Source organism: uncultured Gimesia sp., from assembly GCF_963972345.1.
Lineage (GTDB): Bacteria > Planctomycetota > Planctomycetia > Planctomycetales > Planctomycetaceae > Gimesia.
Window position 1 is genome coordinate 1 of sequence record NZ_CAXAVM010000111.1, and the last position, 22,667, is coordinate 22,667.

The window sequence follows — 22,667 nt, forward strand, 5'->3', positions numbered from 1 at the left end:
AAAAACCACCCCCCGGGCAAGCCGCTATTGTCATGCCTTTGAATTTCAACCAGTGGGGCCTTCAGGAAAACCGGTCTGCCAGCAACAGGCGATTCATCGTGCGCAGGATGATGCTCCCCAATGCGATTTGAAGACTATCGGACTCTGGGCAAAAACCAGCAAAACAGGTTACGATCTGGATATCTGGCTGCCTGCGAGTGAGCTCTATGGTTTTGATCCGGCATCTTATCCACAGACCGGCTTTTACTACCAGGTCTCAGATTCGGAACTGGGGGAACAGTTTATGATGGTGGATCATGAGTTCCCGTTCGCCCAGGATCCCAGTCTATGGGCTACTCTGCGGTTTGAACAATAAAAAAACCGTGAGGAACGCGGGGAGTTCATCACGGTTATGAATCAGAAATCAGATCAGATCTGATATTATGATCGTTTTTTTGGTAATGCAGCTGCGTAGAGCATTGTGACGGCACCAATTGACATCAGGCTGAAGGCAGCCCAGTCAGGTGGATTGAGTACTTCCTGCTGCTCTTCGTTCAGAGACGACATTCCCAGGAAACCACGAAATTCAGCTTCGCGGACTGGTGCCGGTTCTTCTTCCATAGCTACTTTGTGAGTAAGAACCATTTTGTCGACAAATAAAAATGAAGTACCAGTCAGTAAGACAAATAAACCGGTTGCAAAAAATGAAGAGCGAAACATGCGATGTCCCTGTCCTGTCGCTTACATCGATTTCTATTTCGCTTGCTCCTCCTGAGCGTAAGCCCTTGTCTCAAAGTATCTTCCTGAATTCATTTCAGGGCTGTGAATGCGAATCGACGACGAATTTGAATGTTTAACCCACTATGACAAGACACATAATCCATAGCGGGATCTAATCTTTCTTATCGGAACGAAGAGCGAAACTCTTGATTTTTCCGGCAGATTTAAGCGTTTACATTTATTTTTTAAGTCCGGTTATACGGTTTTTAAGGATCATGGGAGTGCGCTGTACAAAATTTAGAATCCAAAGTTTTTCGAACTGACACTGCCAGACAGTTCGACTCAGCAAAATTCATGTCGAGCCCGGCTGGAGTTTTGGATGTACAATCGCTAAATTAGCTATTTCGTAGTGCAAAACACCTGAATCATCACGTTGAAAAATACAAATGAGGAAATGACTGTGGAAGCTCGGATTACATTATTGCCCGGCGATGGAATTGGTCCTGAAATCGTAGAACAGGCTAAACGGGTTCTCGATACAATCGCACAAAAATATGGTCATCAATTTGAGTCCCCAACCTGCCCGATGGGAGGCAATGCGATTGATGAATTTGGTGACCCGCTTCCCGCAGAAACTCTGGAAACCTGCAAAGCATCCGATGCAATTCTGCTGGGCGCCGTGGGAGGACCGAAATGGGATGATCCTTCTGCGAAAACGCGTCCTGAAGCTGGCCTGCTGAAAATTCGAAAAGAACTGGGACTGTTTGCGAACCTGCGCCCTATTAAACCTTACAAAGAATTACTCGATGCTTCGCCTTTAAAACGGGAAATTATCGAAGGAACCGATATCCTGTTCTTCCGTGAATTAACCGGTGGGATTTACTTCGGTGAATCAGGAAGAATGGAACATCCTGATGGTGAAAAAGCATTCAGCGTCATGACCTACACCACGAAAGAAATTGCCCGCATCGTTCGGCTGGCAGCAGAATCGGCCCGCAATCGTGGCGGTAAGCTGACTTCCGTGGATAAAGCAAATGTGCTGGAAGTCTCTCGTCTCTGGCGTCAGGTCGCCGCCGATGTGGTTAAAAATGAATTTCCCGATATCGAATATGAGGTGGTCCTAGTGGATGCGATGGCGATGCACCTGATTTCCCGCCCTTCGGAATTCGATGTCGTGGTCACTGGAAATATGTTTGGCGATATTCTGACCGATGAAGGTTCGATGCTGCCAGGATCACTGGGATTACTCCCCTCTGCATCTCTGGGAGCTGAGGGACCCGGTCTGTATGAACCTATTCACGGTTCTGCACCGGATATCGCAGGGAAAGGTATTGCCAATCCGCTGGCAACAATTCTGGCTACTGCCATGCTGCTCAGACATTCTTTGAATCTGGAAACGGAAGCAACAGCAGTTGAAGAGGCTGTGGCCCGGGTTCTGGCAGCCGGTCATCGCACGGCTGATATCGCTGCAGGAGGCAAGAGCATTTCCACGGTAGAAATGGGCGACTGCGTCATTCAGGAATTAACAGCCTGAGAAAGCACGTTACCGAAAACATGAAAAAGCGGCCGAGAATCAACTGGTTCTCAGCCGCTTTAATTTTTGTAACTGAAATCGGATTAAACGTCACACAAAATGACGGCCTGCTGTAAGCCTTCGTATGGATCCCGGGTGGGAATAAATTCCTGTCCGACAAAGCCTTTGTAGCCGATTTCCTGCAATGCCTGCATGATCGGGGGATAATTGATTTCCTGCTTTTGATCCAGTTCTCCCCGCCCTGGATTGCCGGCTGTGTGAACGTGGCCGATGTAATCTTTATGTTCACGAATTCGTCGAATGACGTCCCCATCCATGATTTGAACATGGTAGATATCAAACAGGAGTTTCATTCGATCAGAGCCGACCTGCTTGATGATATCAATACAGTAATCGGTGTGGTCCCCCTGGTAACCGGGATGTCCTTTCATCGGATGGCTGGCGTCACGGGAATTAAGCATTTCCAGGCAGAGATTCACGTTGTTCTTCTCAGCATAGCCTATGATTTTTTTGAGACCCGCGACACAGTTTTTCGCCCCGATTTCATCATCAATGCCATCACGCATTCCTGTGAAGGTGATGACATTCTTAACGCCTCCCGCGGCACATTCATCAATCCGTTTGCGTAAGATCTCGATGCATTCATCCCAGTGATCCGGATTATTAAAACCGGTTTTAAAACCATGGCTGGAAGCGATGGCACAGGTTAAGCCATACTTTTTCAGTGTATCCCAGTTCTCTGCGGGAGTCAGTTCCACACTTTTGATGCCCAGTTGACTGGCAACCTGCGCCGTTTTTTCAATATCCCAGTATTTTTTGAAGCACCAGTGCACGACAGACTGATTAATATTTCCCTTGAGTGGTTGTGGCGAAGACTGTTGTTTTTCCCCCGCCTCTGCCTGCTGCCAGTCCAGACCGAGTGCCGACGCCGCCAGGAGACTGGACGATTGTAAAAGCCTTCTTCGACTGAGTTTAGAATCCATCAGGACCTCACTTTCTGTGATCTTTCGCTGATCCGTTTATTGAGAAGCCAGGTATGTCAGGCGTTCATTAATCATAAAGTGTGACCCTACAATACTGGCTGAAAGAAACAAAGTAAACAGGATAGTCACCGCTTCAAAGACATCAGGACCTCCCCCACCGCCCATGATAACCATACTCATGGAAAAGAAGAAAACCATATTCCCGACCCACATTAAAACGAATGCCAGCGGTAACGCGCCCCATTTGATGAACGTCGACAACAGGGCCGTCAGATGCCAGAAAAACAGGATTTCGATACAGGTCAGCCAGAAACCAGGCTCGGCGAGCACCATCCCCAGGTCCTGGGTCATTTCTTCAATCCCGAGTAACCCGCCAATGATCAGATAAAAGAAGGCGGGAATTACAGCCAGCATCGATCCAAAGACCTTGGCATACGCAATCTGAGCCATCGACTGTGGAAGCATGGCCGTAGAAACCAGAGTCTTCCATTGAACTTCTACATGAAAGATTCTGGATGATATCAGGCTGATTTCAATCAACACCACAATCAGCATCGTCCAGAAGACGGTCAGCCCCATTTCCTGCAGAGAATAACTACGCGAAGTATAGCTGATATAGGCGCACAGCGAGAACAGGGCGACTCCGTAACAGATATGTTTGATTAACGCCATTCCCAGGCCACCATTCACGAAGTAGAAATCCTTCCACGCCAATGCCTGCATCCAGGCGCGGCCTGGTGAAAAGATGCGGTTGCGTTTTTTGGAGACCAGACCGCGTCCCGGATCGGTAGACACTTCAGTCAGCGCAAAACGGTTAAAGCACAGACTGGCCAATAGAAAGAATAAAACTCCCGCCATCAGGTTGGTCCAGAACTGGAAGCCCCAGGGACTTTCACTGAAACCGGAAGTCAGAATCAGACTGAGCTGCCTTAAAACGGAGGACTCGTAACACAGCTCGATGAACGACTTCGTGCCCCCTACGATCAAGGAGTTGGCTCCTACCCAGTTTTCAGAAACCGCTCCATCAATACACCATCCCAGCAAGGGAGGTCCCAGAAAGTACATAAACAGGGAGATCAGAACCAGTGTGGAGGCAGTTCGTGAACGCGAGCAGAGTACCGAACAGACGAGCCCCAGGTTAGACAGTCCAATCAGGAATGCACCCAGTGTTGCATAGGTAGCAAGGACCTGGGTGAAGGTCACTCCCCCCAGGGTAATCGCCAGCAGTGTAAATGGAAACTGGATTGAGAGTAATATCAGCGCTGAAACCAGTCGTGGCAGAGATTTTCCCAGCAGCAGTGAGATGGGATTCACGCCCGCCATAAGCAGCAGACCAATCGTCTGTTCTTCTTTTTCTTCAGTAATGGCTGTCGCGAAAAAACTGATCCCCGCCATCAGAATAAACATAAAATTCAGATAGATAATCTGAGAAAATAAATACAACCCGGCAGCGCCCATGACTCGACTGCTCGAATGCGCTATCATCAGGCAGAACAGTATCAGAACTGCAAACAGAAAACGAAATAAATGAGTCCGCGTCAGCCGGAAGTCGACACATAGTGCACGGTGAAATAAGGCAAACGTTCCCTGTAACATCAACGCACTCCCTGCTCTGTCAGATCCAGAAAGGCCTGATTTAAATGTTTCTTGTCCCGCTGGAACGACTCAATCGTTCCGTTTGATTCAATTATTTTAGACAACAGATTTCCCGTGTTGGTTAAAGTGACATCAAACATGATGCGTAATTCGCGTGGTTTTTCGGTTGGCTCTACTTTCAAAATCCCCGGTTCCCTCAACAGAGAATCTATCAGGCCTTCCACTTCTGCTTCCAGCATGACTTTGTAGACCGGATGTTCCTGCTCGTGGGTCAGGAGCCCATCCATGGAGCCGCTGTACTTGACCAGCCCCCGATCGATAATCGTGACACTGTCACACAATTCCGCCAGTTCACTGAGAATATGAGAACTGATGAAAATGGTTTTTCCCATACGTTTCAGTTCCTGTAATATTTCCATCAGTTCGATACGTGCGCGGGGATCCAGGCCAGATGCTGGTTCATCGAGTAAAAGTAAATCGGGATCGTTGACCAGCACGCGTGCCAAACTGACGCGTTGCTGCATCCCCCGCGACAGTCCACTGATCAGCGAATCTTTACGTCCATCCATGTCCGTTAACGTCAACACATCATTGATGACCTGGTTCCGCTGATCGACCCCCAGTCCATAGGCGGCACCAAAAAAGTCGAGATACTCAAATACGGTCATCTGACGGTAGGTACTGAAATGATCGGGCATGAAACCAATTCGTTTTCGAATTTCTTTCACCGCCGACTGAACATTGTGGCCGAAGACTTCGACTTTTCCTCCCTGGGGACGCAGTAGAGTGCAGATGATTTTCAGCGTAGTCGTCTTGCCTGCCCCGTTCGGGCCGACAAAACCATGCAGGGACTGAGGCTGGACCTGGAAACTGATGCCCTGTAACGCACGATGCCCTTTGAAGGAATGCGATACATTTTGAATATCGATGACAGGTTGATTATTGATCGGGTGATTCATTATTTTCTGCAATCTTTTTCTCAGGTAAGGCGACATCATAGACAAACAGGATGCGCCCCTGCTGGTCTCCCAACACATCCGTCTTGAGCTTAAACTCATCTGGAATATCGCAATAATAAAATAATTTGATCCGGGACGGATGACCTCGGTAGTTAGCCACCTGCGCTTCTGTGTTCAGATCCAATGATTTTATGACGAGGGCTTCATACAATTCACTGTAAACTGCAGAGATTTCTTTTTCTTCATAGCCATAGGAGTTTCGCGTAACGTAATTTGAGTTGCCATCCAGTTTTGTTCTCCAGGCCGCCAGGGGAAGGATGCCCTCCTGTTTGAGCTTGAAAATCGAACTGTTATTCTTTTCTGTCTGGCTTACCGAATACAGTTTCTCTCGGAACAGGATCTGCATACGAGCATGACTGGCAGGTAACGCCGGCTGAACTTCAAGCGTAAGGGCTTCCAGATTACCGTCGGGATTGAGTTGATAATCAACAATATGACATTCCGGCTTTGTAAATGGTATCTTGATTCGATATAGAAAAGGTCGGCTTGTGAATGCCGGGATATCTGCCTGGAAGATTCCATCCGTACCATTCGCAATGAATCCGTTTATGCGTTCGGTTTCTTGAGCCGTCGTGAAAAGGGAGCCTTCACCGGTTGAGGTAAACCGATATTTACCGCCATCCGTCACAAAGGAATTGATCCAGCAGGTTGTATCGAAATAGTTTCCCTGTAATGGTTCCGCGACGAGCAAACTGTTGATGGTAGTTTTTTCACCATAGCCCCGTTTTCCGATGCTCCAGAAAATGGTGCTGAAGCAGACAACCGTAAACAAAATGAATAAGAGCGAATTACGGTAGCGTGAACTCTTCTGACGTTTATTGAACAAAAAACAACCGGGAAAGATCATAAACACATAGAGGAGCGACATCAGATAAATGAGAGGCCAGTTATGATCGGGATGTGTTAAATCTGACAGTTGATGCATTAACCTGGAATTGAAATCTCCATAACTGTTCGAATTGTACTGACTGTCGCCGGTTTTACTCTGCCTGGCCTCAGAGGGATGTATGCGAATATTCTCTGCTTCTTTATCATGAACGGCGTTGACCACTGTATTCAATGCGTTTTCGGTCAGCTGTGACATCTTAAGTGTGTGGCGTATCACCAGCCCTTCACCAATCCGAAAGAACTCCAGTGGCGAATTTAATTCGACCATGCTGGTCGTGAAAATCAGATTTTCTCCCGTCATATCATCGGGGAGCAGATGGACGACTCCTCCCTGGTAGAGCCAGTCCATAAAAGAAACCTTGCGGGCCGCATCCCATCGGGGAACGTGACCTATGATGATTTCATCCAGTGAGTCTGTGGCTGTGACTGAGGGAGGAAATAATTCTTCCGGAAATTGTTTGAAGTGTCCCGCTTTTTTAACCAGGGCATCTGACCGGCTCAATATGACTCGGGATCGTACAGGGTCTAGTCCCGAGTTGGAATCAATATTATTCTCTGCCCTGGTCAATTTCTGGCCATAGATAAACCGTGGCCCCCAGTTCAGCGACCAGTCTGCCTGGTAGGAATCGATGATATAAGGATAGAACTGCACCCATTGAGAACTGAACGGCGCGAGAAAGACTTTTCGGATTAAGGGCGCACCTACTTTACTGCCACCATATTGCAGTCGATTCAACTGCACCGGTTCATCAAATGCTTCGGGAGTGTTATTGCGAAGCAGAATCGATAAGGGAATGCATTTACTTCGCGTCTGCTGGTTATTAAATCCCCAGACAACTTCTTCAATATCAATCGCAAAAACCGGGCCGGGCAGAAGTATTATCAGGACTGTTCCCACGAGGATACGCAGCTTTAATGCCCTGGATATAATTCGCGGGATATTTCTCAAATAGTAATTCATATATCAGAGCTCAGTTGAGATTGTTGATCAAAGGAAATTCCTTCGACTGAATCGATATCGGGACGATAGTAGCTATTGTTATCATAACCCAGGCGTCCCAGATTTTCATCAATATGATTTCGGCAGAGCGTTCGAAACAGTAAAAGGAATCCGCCATAGATCATGGCGTTCAGGACAAGGGGAACCCACGTCGATCCAAACTCATGAAATTCAGCAATTTCATTCAGTACCACGTAGGAGGCGGGTCCCAGGAACAGGCCGTAAATGAGAGAATCTGTGTTTAAACGGGGAATCAGAATAAAAAGCGGGAATGCCAGAATAAACGGTAGCAGACACCAGGCAATGATTCCTCCCAGCGCAGCCAGAATTGCCTTGGTTTGTGATTTGATTTTCATCCCTATCCAGCAGAAGAGGTAGACCAGCATTGGCAGGTAGATCCCCAGGGTCAGCAGCGAGCCGATCAGATAGGCCAGCCATTGTGATTCATATTGGTTTCCCCGGTTCATCTGTGAGTTTTCCCATTTCCACCATGCTTCAAACAGGACAATCGTCAACAGCGGGATCAGCAGTACCATGCATAAGCGTTTGACTCCGGCAATCTTCTGATCCAGGAGTTCGCTTCCTGAAATGGGAGTCGTCAATAACACGTCCAATGTTTCATGAGACCGCTCTCCCGCGATCAGGCTCGTAGCAGAGACAGCCAGAAACAATACCGTTAAGCCCCAGATGATCCATAATAAGATGACCGCCCCCGGGACAATCGGCTCCGGGTTACTGGTGGCAATGATAATACATAAAAAGAGAATCGGGACTTCCAGTAGAACCAGAATACGAAACAAATAGCGGAATGTGCCCAGAGATTTCTTGGACGTTTCACGCCAGGCAATCGGCTTGCTTTCCGGTAGATGCACATAGTCATTCACCAGCACAATCCCGCGGGTCACACGATTGTTATTAATACTGGAAAACAGCCGATCCAGTGATTTAAAAAGATTCAACAGGAAGTTATTCGCAGGCAAAAAGGCACGTCGTACCAGAAAATAATGCGCAAACATTAATGACACTAACGTACTCAACAGTATCGGGAGACTGAAAATCAATGTTTTGACAACAGAGTTACTCCCGGGAGTCCAGGAAAAACGATCAAACCAGTAGGGAGCAAAGAATAAAAATTCGAGATCCATACTCCCCCGCGAGAAGTTGTTATTGAAACCTGGAATCTGATTTACGACCTTATTGAGTGCTCTGATAATATCGCCATAAAACAGCAGATTTAATTCAGAAGCAATGGCTGAGCCAAACAGCAGGAGAAAACCAAGTAAATAAGTGGCAATGAAAGCAGCCACGGTCGTTCGGAAAAAACTGGAGCAAAGCACTCCCAGTGCGGCGATCTGGAACATGGCCAGAATCAGCAGCCAGAGACCGTTGATAAACATCGCGGGAGAAACTCCACCCAGCGAATAAGCAAATGCCAGAATAGGCAGCCCCAGCATCAGAAAGGTCAGCATGGAAATCAACCGCCCCAGGTATTTCTCGAGGATGATTGTTGAAGGACTTAAGCGAGTAATCAGTAACAATCCCAGGCTGTTGCGTTCTTTCTCCTGGGTAATCACGCCACAGGTGATGGCAGGTAACAGGAGATAGATGGCAACAAATTGCAGGAAGACCATGGCTTGAAAGATTTCTCGCCCCCGCCCCAGCATTGCGAGAGGATTACTCATTTGGGGGACCATACTGTCCATATAGATAAAGCCCACGCATCCCAGGAACAGCAGTGCATAGATCGTACGAATAATGTAGGTCCGGCGGCGGTTTGCCATTTCGGTTAATTCTTTGGAGAGCAAAGGCAGCCCGAACTGGAGTAGTCGTCGTTTCATGCCGTCTTCCCTTCTGTCAGTTTCATGAAAACGGTTTCCATATCCATGGCTTCAGCCTGAAACATGCGAATTTTTACTCCCGTTGCAGCCAGTCGGGCATGTAAATCTTCTACTGCCAGTTGATCTTCCTGAAGTTGTATCGCGATGCGGTCTGCCTGGACGCTGACCGACTTGACTCCCTCGAATGATTCAATTTTCTGGCAGATACCATTCATTTCACCCACAATCTGCACATGGACTACACGACTGAGCTCCAGCCGTTTATAAATATGATCTAAAGAACCCTGGGTCACAAACTGTCCCGCTTCAATAATCCCGATGCTGGTACACAGCTGTGATAACTCATGAAGAATATGACTGGATATGATGATGGTTTTGCCCATCTCCTTCAGCGCGACCAGGAGTTCCCGCACCTCGATTCGAGCGCGCGGGTCCAACCCGCTGGCCGGTTCATCCAGTAATAACAGATCAGGATCGTGCAACAGCACCCGCGCCAGTGCCAGGCGTTGCTTCATTCCGCGGGAGAGTGAATCTACAGGGGCGTCGATTTTTTCCGTCAGATCAGTTAATTCCAGTACGTCGTTCACAATAGCCTTCCGACGCGTACGGTTGATGCGATAAGCGGCTGCGAAAAAATGCAGGTACTCCCGGGCAGTCAGATCTTCATAGACTCCAAAAAAGTCCGGCATGTAACCGATCATTTCTCTGATCAGATGCGGCGCTTTCTTGACGGAAATCCCATTGATCTTGACCGCATCACAGTCATACTCACGCTGCAGAGTCGCCAGAACTTTTATAGTCGATGATTTGCCTGCACCATTCGGCCCGATAAAGCCAAAGACTTCTCCCTTCGGTATGGAAAAGGAAATGCCTTTGACGGCTTCGTATTTTCCATATCGGACCCAAAGATTTTTGACTTCCACCATTGCAGGTTGTGTGCTCATAGGACTGGAAAACGTTCTAACTGAAGAAGGGAGTGAGAATTTTAAATGTCTGACACAATAAACTGGCGATAAATGGTATCCCGCTCGTTGCCTGGAACATAAACGACTACCAGCCATTGACGGGGATCAGAGGAGTCCAGGATACTCAAGTCCTCGAAATTACTTCCGCCTGCCGGTGACGTTTGGGAGACGATCTGAAATAAACCCGTCTGTTGACGAACGCACAGATCGTCCATAAAGCATGGTTGGTCCTGGGGCTGAATTCCGTAACGGGCATCAGGGCTCTGTACTGGATTTAATAATGTAGTGTTCCCCCGGGTTTGTATTGGGTTGCCTACCCGAGGAATACTTTGAAAGCTGGGAAATCGCTTCGGTTTTCCAGATTGCGTTCCTTGATAAATCAGCAGAATGGCATTCTCGCCGAATTTCTGTTTAACCTGTGTTTTCAGTGTCTCGCGTCGGTTGTCTGAATTCAGCTGATCCACAGTGATCGACGCCCAGTCGAAGTCAGGCAGTTCTTGCTGCGGGTAATTATTGACGATCCGGTTTAACTGAGGCGTCCATTGAGGCATCCGTTGATAAACAGAGTACTGAGTCGGAATCGATCCCTGATAAAAAGGCGCTCCGACCATCGCAGGTGAACTGTTCTGAGGGGCATTGTAATTGTACATTCCCCTGCCCAGTTCCGTCTGATTGAGTGGACTGAATAACCCGGACTTGACCCTGGTTTCAATGGTCTGATAAGAACCCGTGAAGAGCAGTTCAATCTCATTCTCTCTGACCGGTAAGCCCTGGTTGTCCAGGTCAACAATCGACAGTGTTTTGCGCTCGTGAGATGCCTGCATAAAATAGTCGGAGATCACAAAAGCAAATAAAGCAACACAGATAGAGATGGCAGGAAATGTGATCCAGGTGAATCGTCGTATTTTAAAGTATCCCAGCAGATAATACTCGCCGGGGCCGATCATCGCGACATAGCCCAGCAGAATGATACCGATCACCCACGTCGGAACAATCTGTAATTCAGCCGGCATAAGATCACTGATTAATGTCCCTCCCGTATAAATGGGTTGATATGCCAGGCTCAGCATTTCCGAAGCAGTATACGCATTCAGAAAATGATAATTCGTCTGTTTTTCTTTCTGAAAATAATCCTGAAGCAGTTTCTGCTCGTCCCAGCGATGCTGTTTTTCATAATAGTCCCGTTGCGAATGTCTCAACTTCCATAAAAAAAACGGAATCCGGGCCAGCTCTTCTGATGTCAGCAACTTTTTTTCCAATGCCTGCTGGCGGAGGATAATCGTCCTTCCCCATCCCGTCCTGGCAAATAGAATTTGATTCGTCTCGGAGAAATCGATTTGCCCCTCGGAATTCTGTAACAGGGGTGAGTTTGCTTCGCTTTCCCGCAGGGTATTGAGAAACTCCAGTTGATTTCTCCCGATCGATTCACCGGGAAGCACGCATATGCTGCCACCAGAACGGACCCACTGCAGAATCGCTTTCATATGACGCGACTCTAATGTTTCCAGGCCGCGGGCTGTAATCACAAGAATATCATACTGATGACAGTCCACAGGAAGTTGGGGATATTCTTCCGGATGCAGGTGGACCGAATAGGTTTTCAATCTGAGCTTGAGAGGTTCGCTACCGATCGCGCTCTGCCTGGCGATGTGAGCGGGGATCTCATACTGCTGAAAATTGATCTGCACCGGTTCTTTGGGACTGATCGCTTCGAATTTTAATTGATCCAGAAATGTTTTTAAATCAGGCGATAACGTTCCATCAAAGGGATCGCAGATACCAATTGCCAGGGTTCGCTGATACTTGCGTCCGACTTTCAGCGTGTAAGGGTCTTTAAAATCATAGCGTGCCTGGGATGTGACAAAACTGAGGCGTAATTTTAACTCGGAATAGGGATTGTCTACTTTCATCGCAGGCAACAGCATGGGGACCTCATGGAAACCCGAATGCAATGCCACATCATGCGACTGAAATTCACCATACTTTTCCACTCCATCATAGGCAGAGACCAGAAAGTGTCCTTCCAGCAGATCAGGAGTGGAGACTGAACATTGCCAGACGAGTGAAATCGGACCATTGCCCTTAGGGAACTGGGTCGTCTGGTAAATATCGACCGTGATCGGAGCACTCTGCGCTATGACCAGTTGTGCTGAGAACGCACAATGTATCAAGATCAGTTGCAGGACTTTCCAGTTCATACGTTTTCAACCTGTTTAGTTATGTCCTGATTACGATATCGTTCCGGCCGGGCGTTTCTGAAAATACCACCATTCTCCCAACAGCAACAGAAAGGCAATGAAAGCAAATTCGCCCCAGAGCGGTTTGTCACTGTCGATCTGAGCCTCTGTCGCAGTGACGGGCACTTCGCTGAACTGGATTTCTTCTACAGCAACGAGGGAAGTCTCCAAAGGGTTTAAAAGACTTACGCTGATTTTCGTATTGTCGGCCCCTGCCCCGCTAACGGTATACTCTCCGGTATGCAAAGCGGCGATTCCTGAGACTCGTCCATTATCATCACTCTCTGCACGTAATTCATGGCCCGTGGGGGTTACGATTTCATACTGGCTTTCCGGTTGAAGCGCCAGTGGCGGCAGAACCGGCGTCGCTGCTGCCTGGGCTTCAGAAATTCCGGCTTCCTGTAAGGTCAGTTGAATCAGGTTCGAAACCATAATCGGGAAACCGACCCGATAAGGCATCGTGGAGCGATCAGTATTGAACAGAAAATAGAATTCCAGTTCCCCCGCAGTGCGCTTCTGTAATAACAAAGGCCCGAGCCGACCATGAATGAGAACTTCATACCCCAGTGCTTCCAGATCTTCAACGTTGGCATTCTCCAGCCACACCGGTTGCTGGGAAATCTGCACATCGGCCAACTCAACATGGCGTAATAAAGATGAACTGCGATTCCAGTCGACGACATCAGTCAGATTATTCTCCAGCGTGATCAGCTTGTTTAACTCTTCGGGGATAAAGCCGATTCCCAGTTTTACCAAGCCCGGCTTAGCCAGATCTTTCTCAGTGCTGCCGATAATCAGATCGAATTCAGGGGGAGTTGTCGAATTATTTTCCTGTGGATACACAAGAAACTCCTGATTATCAGCCAGTGCATAACGATAACTGGCTAATTCAGGATCAATGTAAATCAACAGCGATCTGGATTGAGGAATAGTGAGAAACGCACGATTATCAGCGGCCAGACTGTCATGAGAACCTGGATTTAAAACGGCTTCCAGACGGGATTCTTTATCAGCAGCAACCGAGAACTCCAGTCGCTGGGAGTCACCACTCCCCAGTATGACCTCTTCTTTGGCGATACTGGTTCCATCCTGTAGCAACTCGACTTCAGCCGGGCTGTCTGCCTGTCGGGAGTTTTCGATTCGTATGAAGACGTCCCAGTTACCAGCCTGGTTTTTACGGGCATTGAAAGAAGTAATCCCGATATTTGCCCCTGCCGCCGGAAGTAACTGAAAGTTTAAATCGAAGGGCAGTTCAAAATCCACCTCGCGGGGAAAGTTGCCATCGGAGTAAAACAGCACCGATTTAATCGGGGCGGTGCGCGACAGGGCCTGTGTCATGCGGAGCGCATCTTCAAGCTGACTGGGAACATCATCGACCGCCAAATCGGTAAGCGCTTTCTTCAAGACTCGCTGATTGTCGGTAAATGCCGTTAGCCGACGGGCGGTGGAACTGACGGCAACCAGCGAGAGACGCTGATCGGGCAGCATGTTGTCAATCAATTCTGAAACCCGTTCTTTCGCCAGATCCAATCGCGTTTTACCCGATTGCGAATCGGTGGCAGCCATACTGGCAGAACAGTCGATTAAAATCGGCAGGTATTCAGCACGTTCCGCGCCACTTTGAACATAGGGTTGCATCAATGCCAGAACCAGAAACAGCAGCAGCAGGATCTGTAAAAGCAGCAGGATACTGCGTTTAAACTTCTGGAACGGCGAATTCACACGACGATCGTTGATCACCTGACTCCAGAGTGCCAGTGAAGGCACACGCTGATGGGGGCGTTTTAATTTAAGGAAATAAAAGATAAGTAATGGCACCAGCAGGAGCAGGTACCAGGCGCTTTGCAGAGCGTAAAATCCGGGCCAGAAATTCATACAACCCAGCCTTTCCGTCTCAACTGATCAAACAGGACATGTTCCAGGGAATCGCCACTGTTTACCATCAGGAATTTTCCGGAACGCTGACGACAGAGAGACGCCAGATGCTCTTCCAGTAAACTGCGATGTTCGTGATACAGGCCTAACAGATCTCCAGCAGAGGAAATATCCAGGGTCTGACCACTTTCACTGTCTACCAGTCTCAAATCTCCATTGATTTCAGGATTCACTTCAGAAGGAGCCAGAATCTGCACACCAAAGATTTCCAGGCCAGAGCTGTAAAGCAGGTTCATCGGGCGTTGCAGATCACCAAAGGATTCGAAGTCCGACAGCAGGATCGCGATCCCGCGACCACGGTGCATTCGCAGGACGTCATCAACCGCACTCTCAATGGGAGAATCGCCGCCCGGTTCAATTTGCGTAAGAAATTCAAACAGCCGTCTCATACTGCCGCGACCTGTCGTCGGCTGGAACTGTTGGGGGCGCCCTCCCCGGTTATGACAGACATAGGCACTGACTTTTTCAAAATTGAGCAGCCCCATAACACCAAAAGCGGCTGCCAACTGTCGACACCGCTGAAATTTCTCTTCGTAATCCATCGAAGTCGAAGCATCAAGAATTAAAACCACATGCATTTCTTCTTCATGCTGATACTGTTTCATGAACGGACGGTTCAAGCGGGAGAAGATATTCCAGTCTATATAACGCACATCATCGCCAGGAACGTAATTGCGGTAATCCGAAAATTCAGTACTCGTGCCTCCCTTCCCGGAAAGATGTTCTCCACGACTGCGATTGGTCAGTCGTCGTGTAGGATTTAAGCGCATTCGCTCCAACATTGATAACGTTTTGTTATCAAACAGTGTTGTGAACTGGCTGACGGGAGTTGCTTCAGACACTTGAGCTTATTCCTTTTCCGGTAATTCCTGGCAGATTCGTTCTACCAGATCTTTCACGCTGATGTTTTCCGCCTGCCCGTCATAATTTAACAGCACGCGGTGTTGTAATACTTCGTTGGCAAAATAACGCACATCTTCATAAGCAACATGAGCGCGGCCTTCACTGAGCGCCCTAACCCGGGCTGCTTTAATTAATGACTGGGCGGCACGGGGACTGGCTCCCCAATGCACAAAACGGCGGATATCATCGACGGCAAAATCGGTCCCGGGATGAGTTGAAAGCACAAGACGGATTGCATAATCACGAATTGGTTCGACCACGACCACTTTTTCCAGTATGCTGCGCAGTTCCAGGATCTGTTGACTGTTGAGCAGCTTCTTCAGTTCAACAGGTTGTTTCAGAATCGTCTGCTGGACGATCGTATTCAGTTCGCTCCGACTGGGAAACGGGACGTTGATTTTGAACATGAAACGATCCAGCTGTGCTTCAGGCAACGGGTATGTCCCTTCCTGTTCAATCGGGTTTTGTGTCGCCATGACGAAAAAAGGTTGATCGAGCCGAAAGTGAGTTCCCCCCGCAGTCACTGTGCCTTCCTGCATGGTTTCCAGAAGTGCAGACTGAGTTTTCGGAGAAGCACGGTTAATTTCATCCGCCAGCAGCAGCTGCGTGAAGATTGGTCCCTTGCGAAATTCAAAACGGTAGGTTCCCGTTTCATCGGTACTCATGATGTTGGTTCCGATGATATCAGCCGGCATCAGGTCCGGAGTAAACTGGATGCGCTGGAAGTTCAGGTCCAGCACGCGTGACAATGCTTTGACCAGTTCTGTTTTTCCCAGCCCCGGCACGCCTTCCAGGAGAACATTGCCGCCACAAAACAAGGCGTAGAGAGTTGATTCCACCACACGTTCCTGCCCGACAATCATCCGTGCGATTTCGGACCGGACTTCGTTAAAAACCTGCTTGAAATGGTTGGCTTCTGCCTGCAGAACAACAGGCTCTTCAGTGGTTTCTGGCTGGTTCATGTCATATCTCCACGATGTTAAACGGTCTTATTTATCTTTATCGTCGTCGGTATTTCTGCGACGTTTCATATCGAGCAGTCGACCCGTTGTCGTCTGATTCTCTTCCGAGCCACCCGCTGGTGGATCTGGTTTGTCCGTCGATTTCTTTTCGGGCGGTTTGGTTTCTACTTTACCTGGTACAGGTGGCCTGGTGGTCTGCTGACGCTGTTCCTGCAGTTTCGCGATGGTTGACTGCGGGTCTGGTGGGCCTTTTCGTGAATCCAGTTCCTCTGTGACATTCTGTTTTCGCTGCAGCAGAGCCCCCATGGTGGCTGTACTGCTCTTGTCCTCTTTCCCGAACTTGAACCAGCTTTTGATGACGTACCAGTCAAGTTGAATTCGCCTGATTCCCACATCCAGCGGCACCAGAATCGCTAAAGCAATCAGGAACCAGTCGAAGATTGGATTGGAACTCGTTTTCGGGTCCCGGCGTCCGTAAATCACCTCAGAGGCGTTCTCCGGTGACAGTCGTTGGCCACCAGTCCGCGCTGCAATCTGATCCAGTACGATGGGGTTTGATCGAAAACGCAGAAACTCCGGAGAATAGGGAACGATAAACCCTCCGTTCGCGTGATCTTCCCGGTTCCCTGCCTTTCCGACCGCCATGACCTGGTAGCGGCCTTTGCCCCACAGTGGGACTGTTGCCTGATACCGACGCGGACTGACCTGCTTGAGTACGACTGTTTCCTGGCGATCGTGCGGGCCAGAGATCCGGGCTGCCACATTTAAGAAAGACTCTTCGGGATGGAAGTCTTCTACCATGATCGTGGCTTTGTTACCCGAGGTATGACTCCACATCTTCAGATGATCCTGCTTCTGTACCCGCGAGATTTTGATCATCAACTGCTTGATGAATGCCTGGTAATGATCCCAGTTGACCCAGTCAGCCCCCCAGTTGGGTGAGAGGTCAGAGGTGAAAGCGGCCGTGGTTCCCAGTCCGTACCGCCAGAAAGATAAGATCGGATCGATTTCTCCTTCCGCCTCTTTCTTTTCGGGGGCATTCAGTATCCCTTCTGCCCGTGGTTTGATCGTTGAGAGCACATACCCATGTAAAGGCGGAATTTCTGCGATCCCTTTCAGGACCGGAGAGATCATGCCGACTTCCGGGGTAATCGTTTCATTCTGGATCATACTCCGCTTCAGAGTTTTTGATTCTTTAATGAAAATGGAAGGCAGCTGATTCGGATCGGAAGGAAAGTAGTAGCGTCCTCCCGTCGCTCCGGCGATGCCGCGCATTGTGGAAATATCGCGACCGCCATGCGGATATATTGCGACCATGGAGACACTGACTTTGTTTTTCTGAAACTGGCCGATCAACTGGGGGGTTGGCGGCTGAGGGTCTCCGTCAGAAATAATAATCATATGCTTGGTGGACGCATCACTTTGAATTAAGCCATTCAGTCCAAGCTGCATGGTATTGGCAAAACTGGGCATGTCGCCGATTTGGGCTCCATTAATCCTGGGAACCATTTTTTCGTAGTCGCCGGCGGGCATCAGTTTAAACAGCCATTTTTCACCGTCCATAAAATCATAAATCAACACTCCCACTTCGTCTTGTGCGCCCAGCACTTTGATAGCCTGTTTTGTGATTCGTTTTCCCCAGGTATTACCTTCCGGAAATTCACATGTGTGGAGAATAATCGCCAGCGCCCCTTTAGGCAGGACTTTCTTTTTCGTAATATCCATTGTCACCGGGAGCGCATCTTCGATTACAGTACGATGATACCCGCCGGGACCAAAGCTGTTATCGCCGCCGACCATCATGAATCCGATGCCCTGGTTAAAGACCGAATCGTGAACGGCTTTCAGTTGAATGACATTGAATGCATCGGCGGGAACATTAACAAAAACAATCGCGTCATAAGGCATCAGTGATAGGGAATCGCTGGGGAACTCATATGCGGAAACGGTCTCTACATTCCGCTCTCCTTCCCGGATGGCTTTGACCAGCGGTTGCCAGTCTCGCTCGTCACCGGCAGGGTCGGTCACCACCAGGACCTTGCCTTCTCCTTCGACGAAAATATAGTTCAGAACGGTATTATTCTCACGAATCTGATCATCGTCCCGCTTGGTTTCTATGGTCGCGGAATATTCATAGTAACCCGGAGATCGCAGGTAAATTGGTACTACATAGCGGTTTTTTCCAGCTTTGAATGTCACATCTTTTTCAAAAATTGGTTTTCCGTTTTCACGTAAGACCAGCTTACCGGAGCCCGGTTGTAGTGAAGAAAGCACGACCGCGGCTTCGTAGTTTTCTCCCAGTTTGACGAACCGGGGTAATTCCAGGTTTTCCAGCCAGACTTCTTTATCATATTCATATTGAATCGGGAGAACATCGACTGCAATATCGCGTGATTTCAGCTCATCCAGTACCTGGGAAATCGAACCTTCGGTTTCGGTACCATCACTGATCAGAACAATGCGTCCCCGATTTTCTTCGGGAAGCATCGCAGCCGCCAGAGAGAGGGTCTGTTGCAGGTTCGTGGCATCACGGTCAATCCGTGAATTTAATGCTTCATAGGGAAATGACACCCGCGGTGGCAGTTCGACTGCTGAGTTTCTACCGAATACCACCAGTCCTGCTTCATCGGTCTGGGGTTTCTCAGTCACTGTTTTCATTACAAATTCCAGCGCGGAATCGACCGAAGATTCGCCGATCGAATCGGAAAGGTCGACGGCGTAGACAACTGAGATCACATCGCGCACCCGCACTGACCGTGGTTCTGCAATCAGCATTACAAACAGTCCGAGCATCAGCAGGCGCGAAATCAAAGCGGCCAGCGCCCGCCCTTTACTTAAGCCTCCATAACCGGCAATGGAGAGCCACCAGACCCAGACGGAAAACAGGATTAATCCAAATGCCCACGGTCGCGCGAACAGCAGAACGCCCGACTTCTCCAAGCCGATGCATAATGCCGCGTAAAGCACCAGAAAGAAAATCAACGGAACCGCCCGCATCCACGTCACTGGTGTGCGTGGTCGAGGAACTAACTGGCGATAAAGTTCTTTGATTTTCATGGTATCAATTTTACGATCAATCGATTTCCCGTGTCAGCGACGAATACCTGATCTTTTGAATTTACTGTAAGTCCCCAGGGAGTCAGAAATTCTCCTTGATTCATTCCCGTTTTTCCATATCTCCCTGTGACCCGCCCCGACAAGTCGGTTTTGGTAATGCGTCCCGCTCCATATTCTACAATGTATAGCTGATTGTGATGGCGATCGATGGCAATATCGTAGGGATAATAGAGAGGTAAACCTCCGGTTTTCGTGCCCAGAATTTCGAGAAAACTGCCGTCATCGGAAAAAACCTGTATCCGATTATTGACTGCATCAGAAACATAGATTTTCCCGTCATGCCAGATCATTCCCGCGGCACGTTGAAATTCGCCAGGACCTGTACCCACACCACCAAATTCCAGCAGGAATTCGCCCTGTTCCGTAAATTTCTGCACACGATCATTATTTCCATATTCACTGACGTAAATATTGCCAGCAGGATCCTGAACGACGGATACAGGATAGACAAACTGCCCAGGTGCTTCTCCATATTCGCCCAGCATTTTGCTGACTTTTCCCTGGTCGTCAAAGAACACAACACGATGGTAATGAGTATCAGCGACGGCGATTTGTCCATTTTTAAGCAGGCAGATGCCTTCAGGTTTACCGATCTCAAAATCGGGCATTTCCCACTGCCGATCCAGCTGGTTCTCGGCGTCATACACCAGAACCCGGCCGGCATTATCTAACACATATAATTCGTCAGCAGGCCCTATATGCTGACTGCGCGGTGCAGGAACCTTCATTCCTTCTGCGGGAACCGGCCATTGGATGGTCTCGGAAAAAGACAGCCGGGGGTCGGTTTCTTTACCACAACCGATTTGAAAAATGAGACACACTAAAAGCAGCAGCAGACGCAGGGAGACACGGTCCCCCTGCTGCAGAACGGTTCGGACCGGGCGATGATAGAAGGTAGCACTGGTGGTTTCAGCCCCTGGTTGTGATACGGTGACTTCTTCAACCGAGCCACTGAATTTTACATTCTTCACTTCATAGCTGCCCCGAACATCCTTGACGATTGATAACTGCTCAGGGCGTGCGAAATGAGACTTCCTTTCGCCGTCAGACAGATTCTGGACCGGTATTATGCTGAGATCATTCACTGGACCCAGGTAGCTGGCAGTTGGCAGTGATGGAGGATCATAGTACAACTCATTCACATCTCCTGCATAAACAACCTGGCCCTGTTCCAGGCAGATAACATTTGATGCCTCCCGCATCACCAGTTCGGATGAATGCGTTGCAAAGACCAGCGAAATCTGTTGTTCCTGACCAGAATTGCGAATCACATCCCAGTAGATCGGCCAATGAGCCTGGTCCACGTGCACCAGAGGCTCATCCATTACAATCACGCGGCCATGACTTGCCAGAGCGCGGGCGACTGCCAGCCGCGATGCTTCTCCCTGCGAGAGTTGCCCCGGATACTTTGCGGACAGCGATTTCAAATTGAAATCGTCTAACAGCGATTCCGGTGAAAAGTGTTTCAACTCAGATTGAGGGCAGACTAAAGTCAAATGTTCTAATACCGAGTATTGCGGCCAGAGTCCCAGTGTATGCGGTACCCAGAACAGATCCAGACCATTTACGGGAGAAGAGGCGTTCTGATTTCTGACCACCGTCCCTGCATCGGGGCGTTCAAACCTGACCAGTAAATTCAACAGCGATGTTTTACCGGCTCCGGAATATCCCATGACAGCCGTGACACCTGATGGGATTTCCAGATTAATCCCTGTCAACCGCGTACCGTGTGCCCAGTTCAGACTGACATCTGTCAGTGACCATAACGGTAATTCTGAATGTACGCTGCTTATTGACATGATTATACGAACTGATTGAGTTCGGACTGACTGCTGAAACGAATCCAGAGTTTACGAACGACGGGAAGTAGAATAATTCCCAGTAAAGCAGGAATACAGAAACTGATCAAACAAATTGCAGATAAAACAGACGTTTGGCCATAATGCATTAAACCATACAGGCGAACTGCAGATGTCATGCCACTGTGGGGAGCGAGAATGGAACTGATAGTGACATCCCAGTAAACCCAGAATGCCAGAACCACGACAGCCCAGTATTGCATCCGACCGTGAGTCAACCACAGCAGTCGCCCCCCATTCTCTGCCTGTTGCGGACAGTTAGACTGATTCATTAAATGCGCCAGGAATAAGGCGTCGTCTGCGTTTCGTCGTTGAAAAAACAACTTTAAAAACACGGCTCTTGGTAACAGGTACAGCACAAACCCAATCATGACCGGAACGGGAGTTCCATACAGCCAGGCTCCCTCGCGCGTCAGAAACAAAGATGCGATAACCAGTGACAGTGTTAAAGAGCCACATAATCCAGGGACACAACATACCAGGCCCAGAAACTTTACGAAGCCTGACTGGTTACGATTAAAAAAAATCGTCGCCAGCCCCCAGGCGGCAATCCCGGACGTCGCAGCATAACCCAGACCCCAGGCGCATTCCTCAAGCGTTCCCATCATCTGTAAGCGATTCTGCAGCACACTTTTTAGCGAAAGCAGACCGCCCCACCCCAGCATGACCAGAGGAAGCAGAATTACACAGCCCGTGGCAAGTGCCAGGTAACAGCCTGCCAGCAGTGGACGCAGCCGCCTCGATACGGTCCGGCCAGGTGATTGCAGGTAAAAGGGACGTTGCTCCAGAATTCTCAATAGATACAAAACACCCGCCAAGATTACGAATTCGATGAGCAGAGGACCAACGAGATACCCCAGTGTTTCACTGACAGGCACACCACCAGCCTGTGCGTCAAAGATCCAGACCGTCCAGGAATTCATATACAGGAGAGACGCCATCTCAAATTCCTGAAATGCCAGCAGAAACAGTAATGACCAGACAGGAAAGATCCGCACTAACGTTTTTCTGATAAAGAAATTCCACTGTGCAGAAAAACGGGAAATCGCAGTTCCCGCTGTAGAAGCAGACTGGCGGATGAAATCAGCTTCTGCTGATATTTGTGGTCGCACCGTCATGTGATAACAGATAA

The 22,667-nt window shown here is 48.8% G+C and carries 16 protein-coding genes; 2 read left to right on the top strand and 14 right to left on the bottom strand.

Translation table 11 applies throughout. The features are described from left to right. Window positions 1–355, top strand: a 355-nt coding sequence (locus AACZ40_RS17835; protein ID WP_339675254.1) for a hypothetical protein, incomplete at its 5' end; no start/stop codon positions are given. A gap of 65 nt (window positions 356–420) precedes the next feature. On the opposite strand, the gene AACZ40_RS17840 is transcribed toward AACZ40_RS17835, so the two are convergent. Further along, complete coding sequence (locus AACZ40_RS17840) at window positions 421–699, bottom strand: hypothetical protein (RefSeq protein WP_291169366.1); 279 nt, start codon at window positions 697–699, stop codon at window positions 421–423. A gap of 454 nt (window positions 700–1,153) precedes the next feature. Between AACZ40_RS17840 and leuB the strand changes: the two genes are divergently transcribed. Continuing rightward, a complete protein-coding gene (gene leuB / locus AACZ40_RS17845) occupies window positions 1,154–2,233 on the top strand; it encodes a 3-isopropylmalate dehydrogenase (RefSeq protein WP_291169365.1) in 1,080 nt (359 codons plus the stop codon). Between the two features lie 83 nt (window positions 2,234–2,316). On the opposite strand, the gene AACZ40_RS17850 is transcribed toward leuB, so the two are convergent. The 13 genes from AACZ40_RS17850 to AACZ40_RS17910 all read right to left on the bottom strand — a co-directional run. After that, window positions 2,317–3,216, bottom strand: coding sequence for a TIM barrel protein (locus AACZ40_RS17850; protein WP_291169363.1), 900 nt, complete (start codon window positions 3,214–3,216; stop codon window positions 2,317–2,319). Between the two features lie 36 nt (window positions 3,217–3,252). Beyond that, window positions 3,253–4,812, bottom strand: coding sequence for an ABC transporter permease (locus tag AACZ40_RS17855; RefSeq protein WP_291169360.1), 1,560 nt, complete (start codon window positions 4,810–4,812; stop codon window positions 3,253–3,255). Then, entirely contained in the window at window positions 4,812–5,771 is a 960-nt protein-coding gene (locus tag AACZ40_RS17860) for an ABC transporter ATP-binding protein (RefSeq protein WP_291169358.1), read from the bottom strand. The genes AACZ40_RS17855 and AACZ40_RS17860 overlap by 1 nt, the downstream gene beginning before the upstream one ends. Further along, window positions 5,752–7,680, bottom strand: a complete 1,929-nt coding sequence (locus tag AACZ40_RS17865) for a hypothetical protein (protein WP_291169355.1) — start codon at window positions 7,678–7,680, stop codon at window positions 5,752–5,754. Before AACZ40_RS17865 ends, AACZ40_RS17860 begins: the two co-directional genes overlap by 20 nt. Next, window positions 7,677–9,557, bottom strand: coding sequence for an ABC transporter permease subunit (locus AACZ40_RS17870; protein WP_291169352.1), 1,881 nt, complete (start codon window positions 9,555–9,557; stop codon window positions 7,677–7,679). The genes AACZ40_RS17865 and AACZ40_RS17870 overlap by 4 nt, the downstream gene beginning before the upstream one ends. After that, window positions 9,554–10,501 carry an ABC transporter ATP-binding protein gene (locus AACZ40_RS17875; protein WP_291169350.1) on the bottom strand — a complete coding sequence of 316 codons (948 nt, stop codon included), beginning with the start codon at window positions 10,499–10,501 and terminating at the stop codon, window positions 9,554–9,556. The genes AACZ40_RS17870 and AACZ40_RS17875 overlap by 4 nt, the downstream gene beginning before the upstream one ends. A 41-nt stretch (window positions 10,502–10,542) precedes the next feature. Then, window positions 10,543–12,720, bottom strand: coding sequence for a hypothetical protein (locus AACZ40_RS17880; protein WP_291169347.1), 2,178 nt, complete (start codon window positions 12,718–12,720; stop codon window positions 10,543–10,545). A gap of 30 nt (window positions 12,721–12,750) precedes the next feature. Next, window positions 12,751–14,634, bottom strand: coding sequence for a VWA domain-containing protein (locus AACZ40_RS17885; protein WP_291169345.1), 1,884 nt, complete (start codon window positions 14,632–14,634; stop codon window positions 12,751–12,753). Continuing rightward, entirely contained in the window at window positions 14,631–15,536 is a 906-nt protein-coding gene (locus AACZ40_RS17890; protein WP_291169343.1) for a DUF58 domain-containing protein, read from the bottom strand. The genes AACZ40_RS17885 and AACZ40_RS17890 overlap by 4 nt, the downstream gene beginning before the upstream one ends. A 6-nt stretch (window positions 15,537–15,542) precedes the next feature. Continuing rightward, entirely contained in the window at window positions 15,543–16,559 is a 1,017-nt protein-coding gene (locus AACZ40_RS17895; RefSeq protein ID WP_291169341.1) for a MoxR family ATPase, read from the bottom strand. A gap of 27 nt (window positions 16,560–16,586) precedes the next feature. Next, window positions 16,587–19,616, bottom strand: a complete 3,030-nt coding sequence (locus tag AACZ40_RS17900; RefSeq protein ID WP_291169339.1) for a VWA domain-containing protein — start codon at window positions 19,614–19,616, stop codon at window positions 16,587–16,589. Continuing rightward, the gene (locus AACZ40_RS17905; protein WP_339675266.1) at window positions 19,613–21,475 is read right to left on the bottom strand and encodes an ATP-binding cassette domain-containing protein; all 1,863 of its coding nucleotides are present in this window, start codon (window positions 21,473–21,475) and stop codon (window positions 19,613–19,615) included. Before AACZ40_RS17905 ends, AACZ40_RS17900 begins: the two co-directional genes overlap by 4 nt. 2 nt (window positions 21,476–21,477) lie before the next feature. Continuing rightward, a partial coding sequence (locus AACZ40_RS17910) for a hypothetical protein (protein ID WP_339675268.1) occupies window positions 21,478–22,667 on the bottom strand: 1,190 nt, incomplete at its 5' end.

What these genes read in the sequence shown, in the direction of transcription:
- AACZ40_RS17855 (WP_291169360.1), bottom strand. Translation starts at nt 4,812, where the DNA reads ATGTTACAGGGAACGTTTGCCTTATTTCACCGTGCACTATGTGTCGAC.
- AACZ40_RS17860 (WP_291169358.1), bottom strand. Translation starts at nt 5,771, where the DNA reads ATGAATCACCCGATCAATAATCAACCTGTCATCGATATTCAAAATGTA.
- AACZ40_RS17880 (WP_291169347.1), bottom strand. Translation starts at nt 12,720, where the DNA reads ATGAACTGGAAAGTCCTGCAACTGATCTTGATACATTGTGCGTTCTCA.
- AACZ40_RS17885 (WP_291169345.1), bottom strand. Translation starts at nt 14,634, where the DNA reads ATGAATTTCTGGCCCGGATTTTACGCTCTGCAAAGCGCCTGGTACCTG.
- AACZ40_RS17840 (WP_291169366.1), bottom strand. Translation starts at nt 699, where the DNA reads ATGTTTCGCTCTTCATTTTTTGCAACCGGTTTATTTGTCTTACTGACT.
- AACZ40_RS17905 (WP_339675266.1), bottom strand. Translation starts at nt 21,475, where the DNA reads ATGTCAATAAGCAGCGTACATTCAGAATTACCGTTATGGTCACTGACA.
- AACZ40_RS17865 (WP_291169355.1), bottom strand. Translation starts at nt 7,680, where the DNA reads ATGAATTACTATTTGAGAAATATCCCGCGAATTATATCCAGGGCATTA.
- AACZ40_RS17895 (WP_291169341.1), bottom strand. Translation starts at nt 16,559, where the DNA reads ATGAACCAGCCAGAAACCACTGAAGAGCCTGTTGTTCTGCAGGCAGAA.
- AACZ40_RS17900 (WP_291169339.1), bottom strand. Translation starts at nt 19,616, where the DNA reads ATGAAAATCAAAGAACTTTATCGCCAGTTAGTTCCTCGACCACGCACA.
- AACZ40_RS17870 (WP_291169352.1), bottom strand. Translation starts at nt 9,557, where the DNA reads ATGAAACGACGACTACTCCAGTTCGGGCTGCCTTTGCTCTCCAAAGAA.
- AACZ40_RS17850 (WP_291169363.1), bottom strand. Translation starts at nt 3,216, where the DNA reads ATGGATTCTAAACTCAGTCGAAGAAGGCTTTTACAATCGTCCAGTCTC.
- leuB (WP_291169365.1), top strand. Translation starts at nt 1,154, where the DNA reads ATGACTGTGGAAGCTCGGATTACATTATTGCCCGGCGATGGAATTGGT.
- AACZ40_RS17875 (WP_291169350.1), bottom strand. Translation starts at nt 10,501, where the DNA reads ATGAGCACACAACCTGCAATGGTGGAAGTCAAAAATCTTTGGGTCCGA.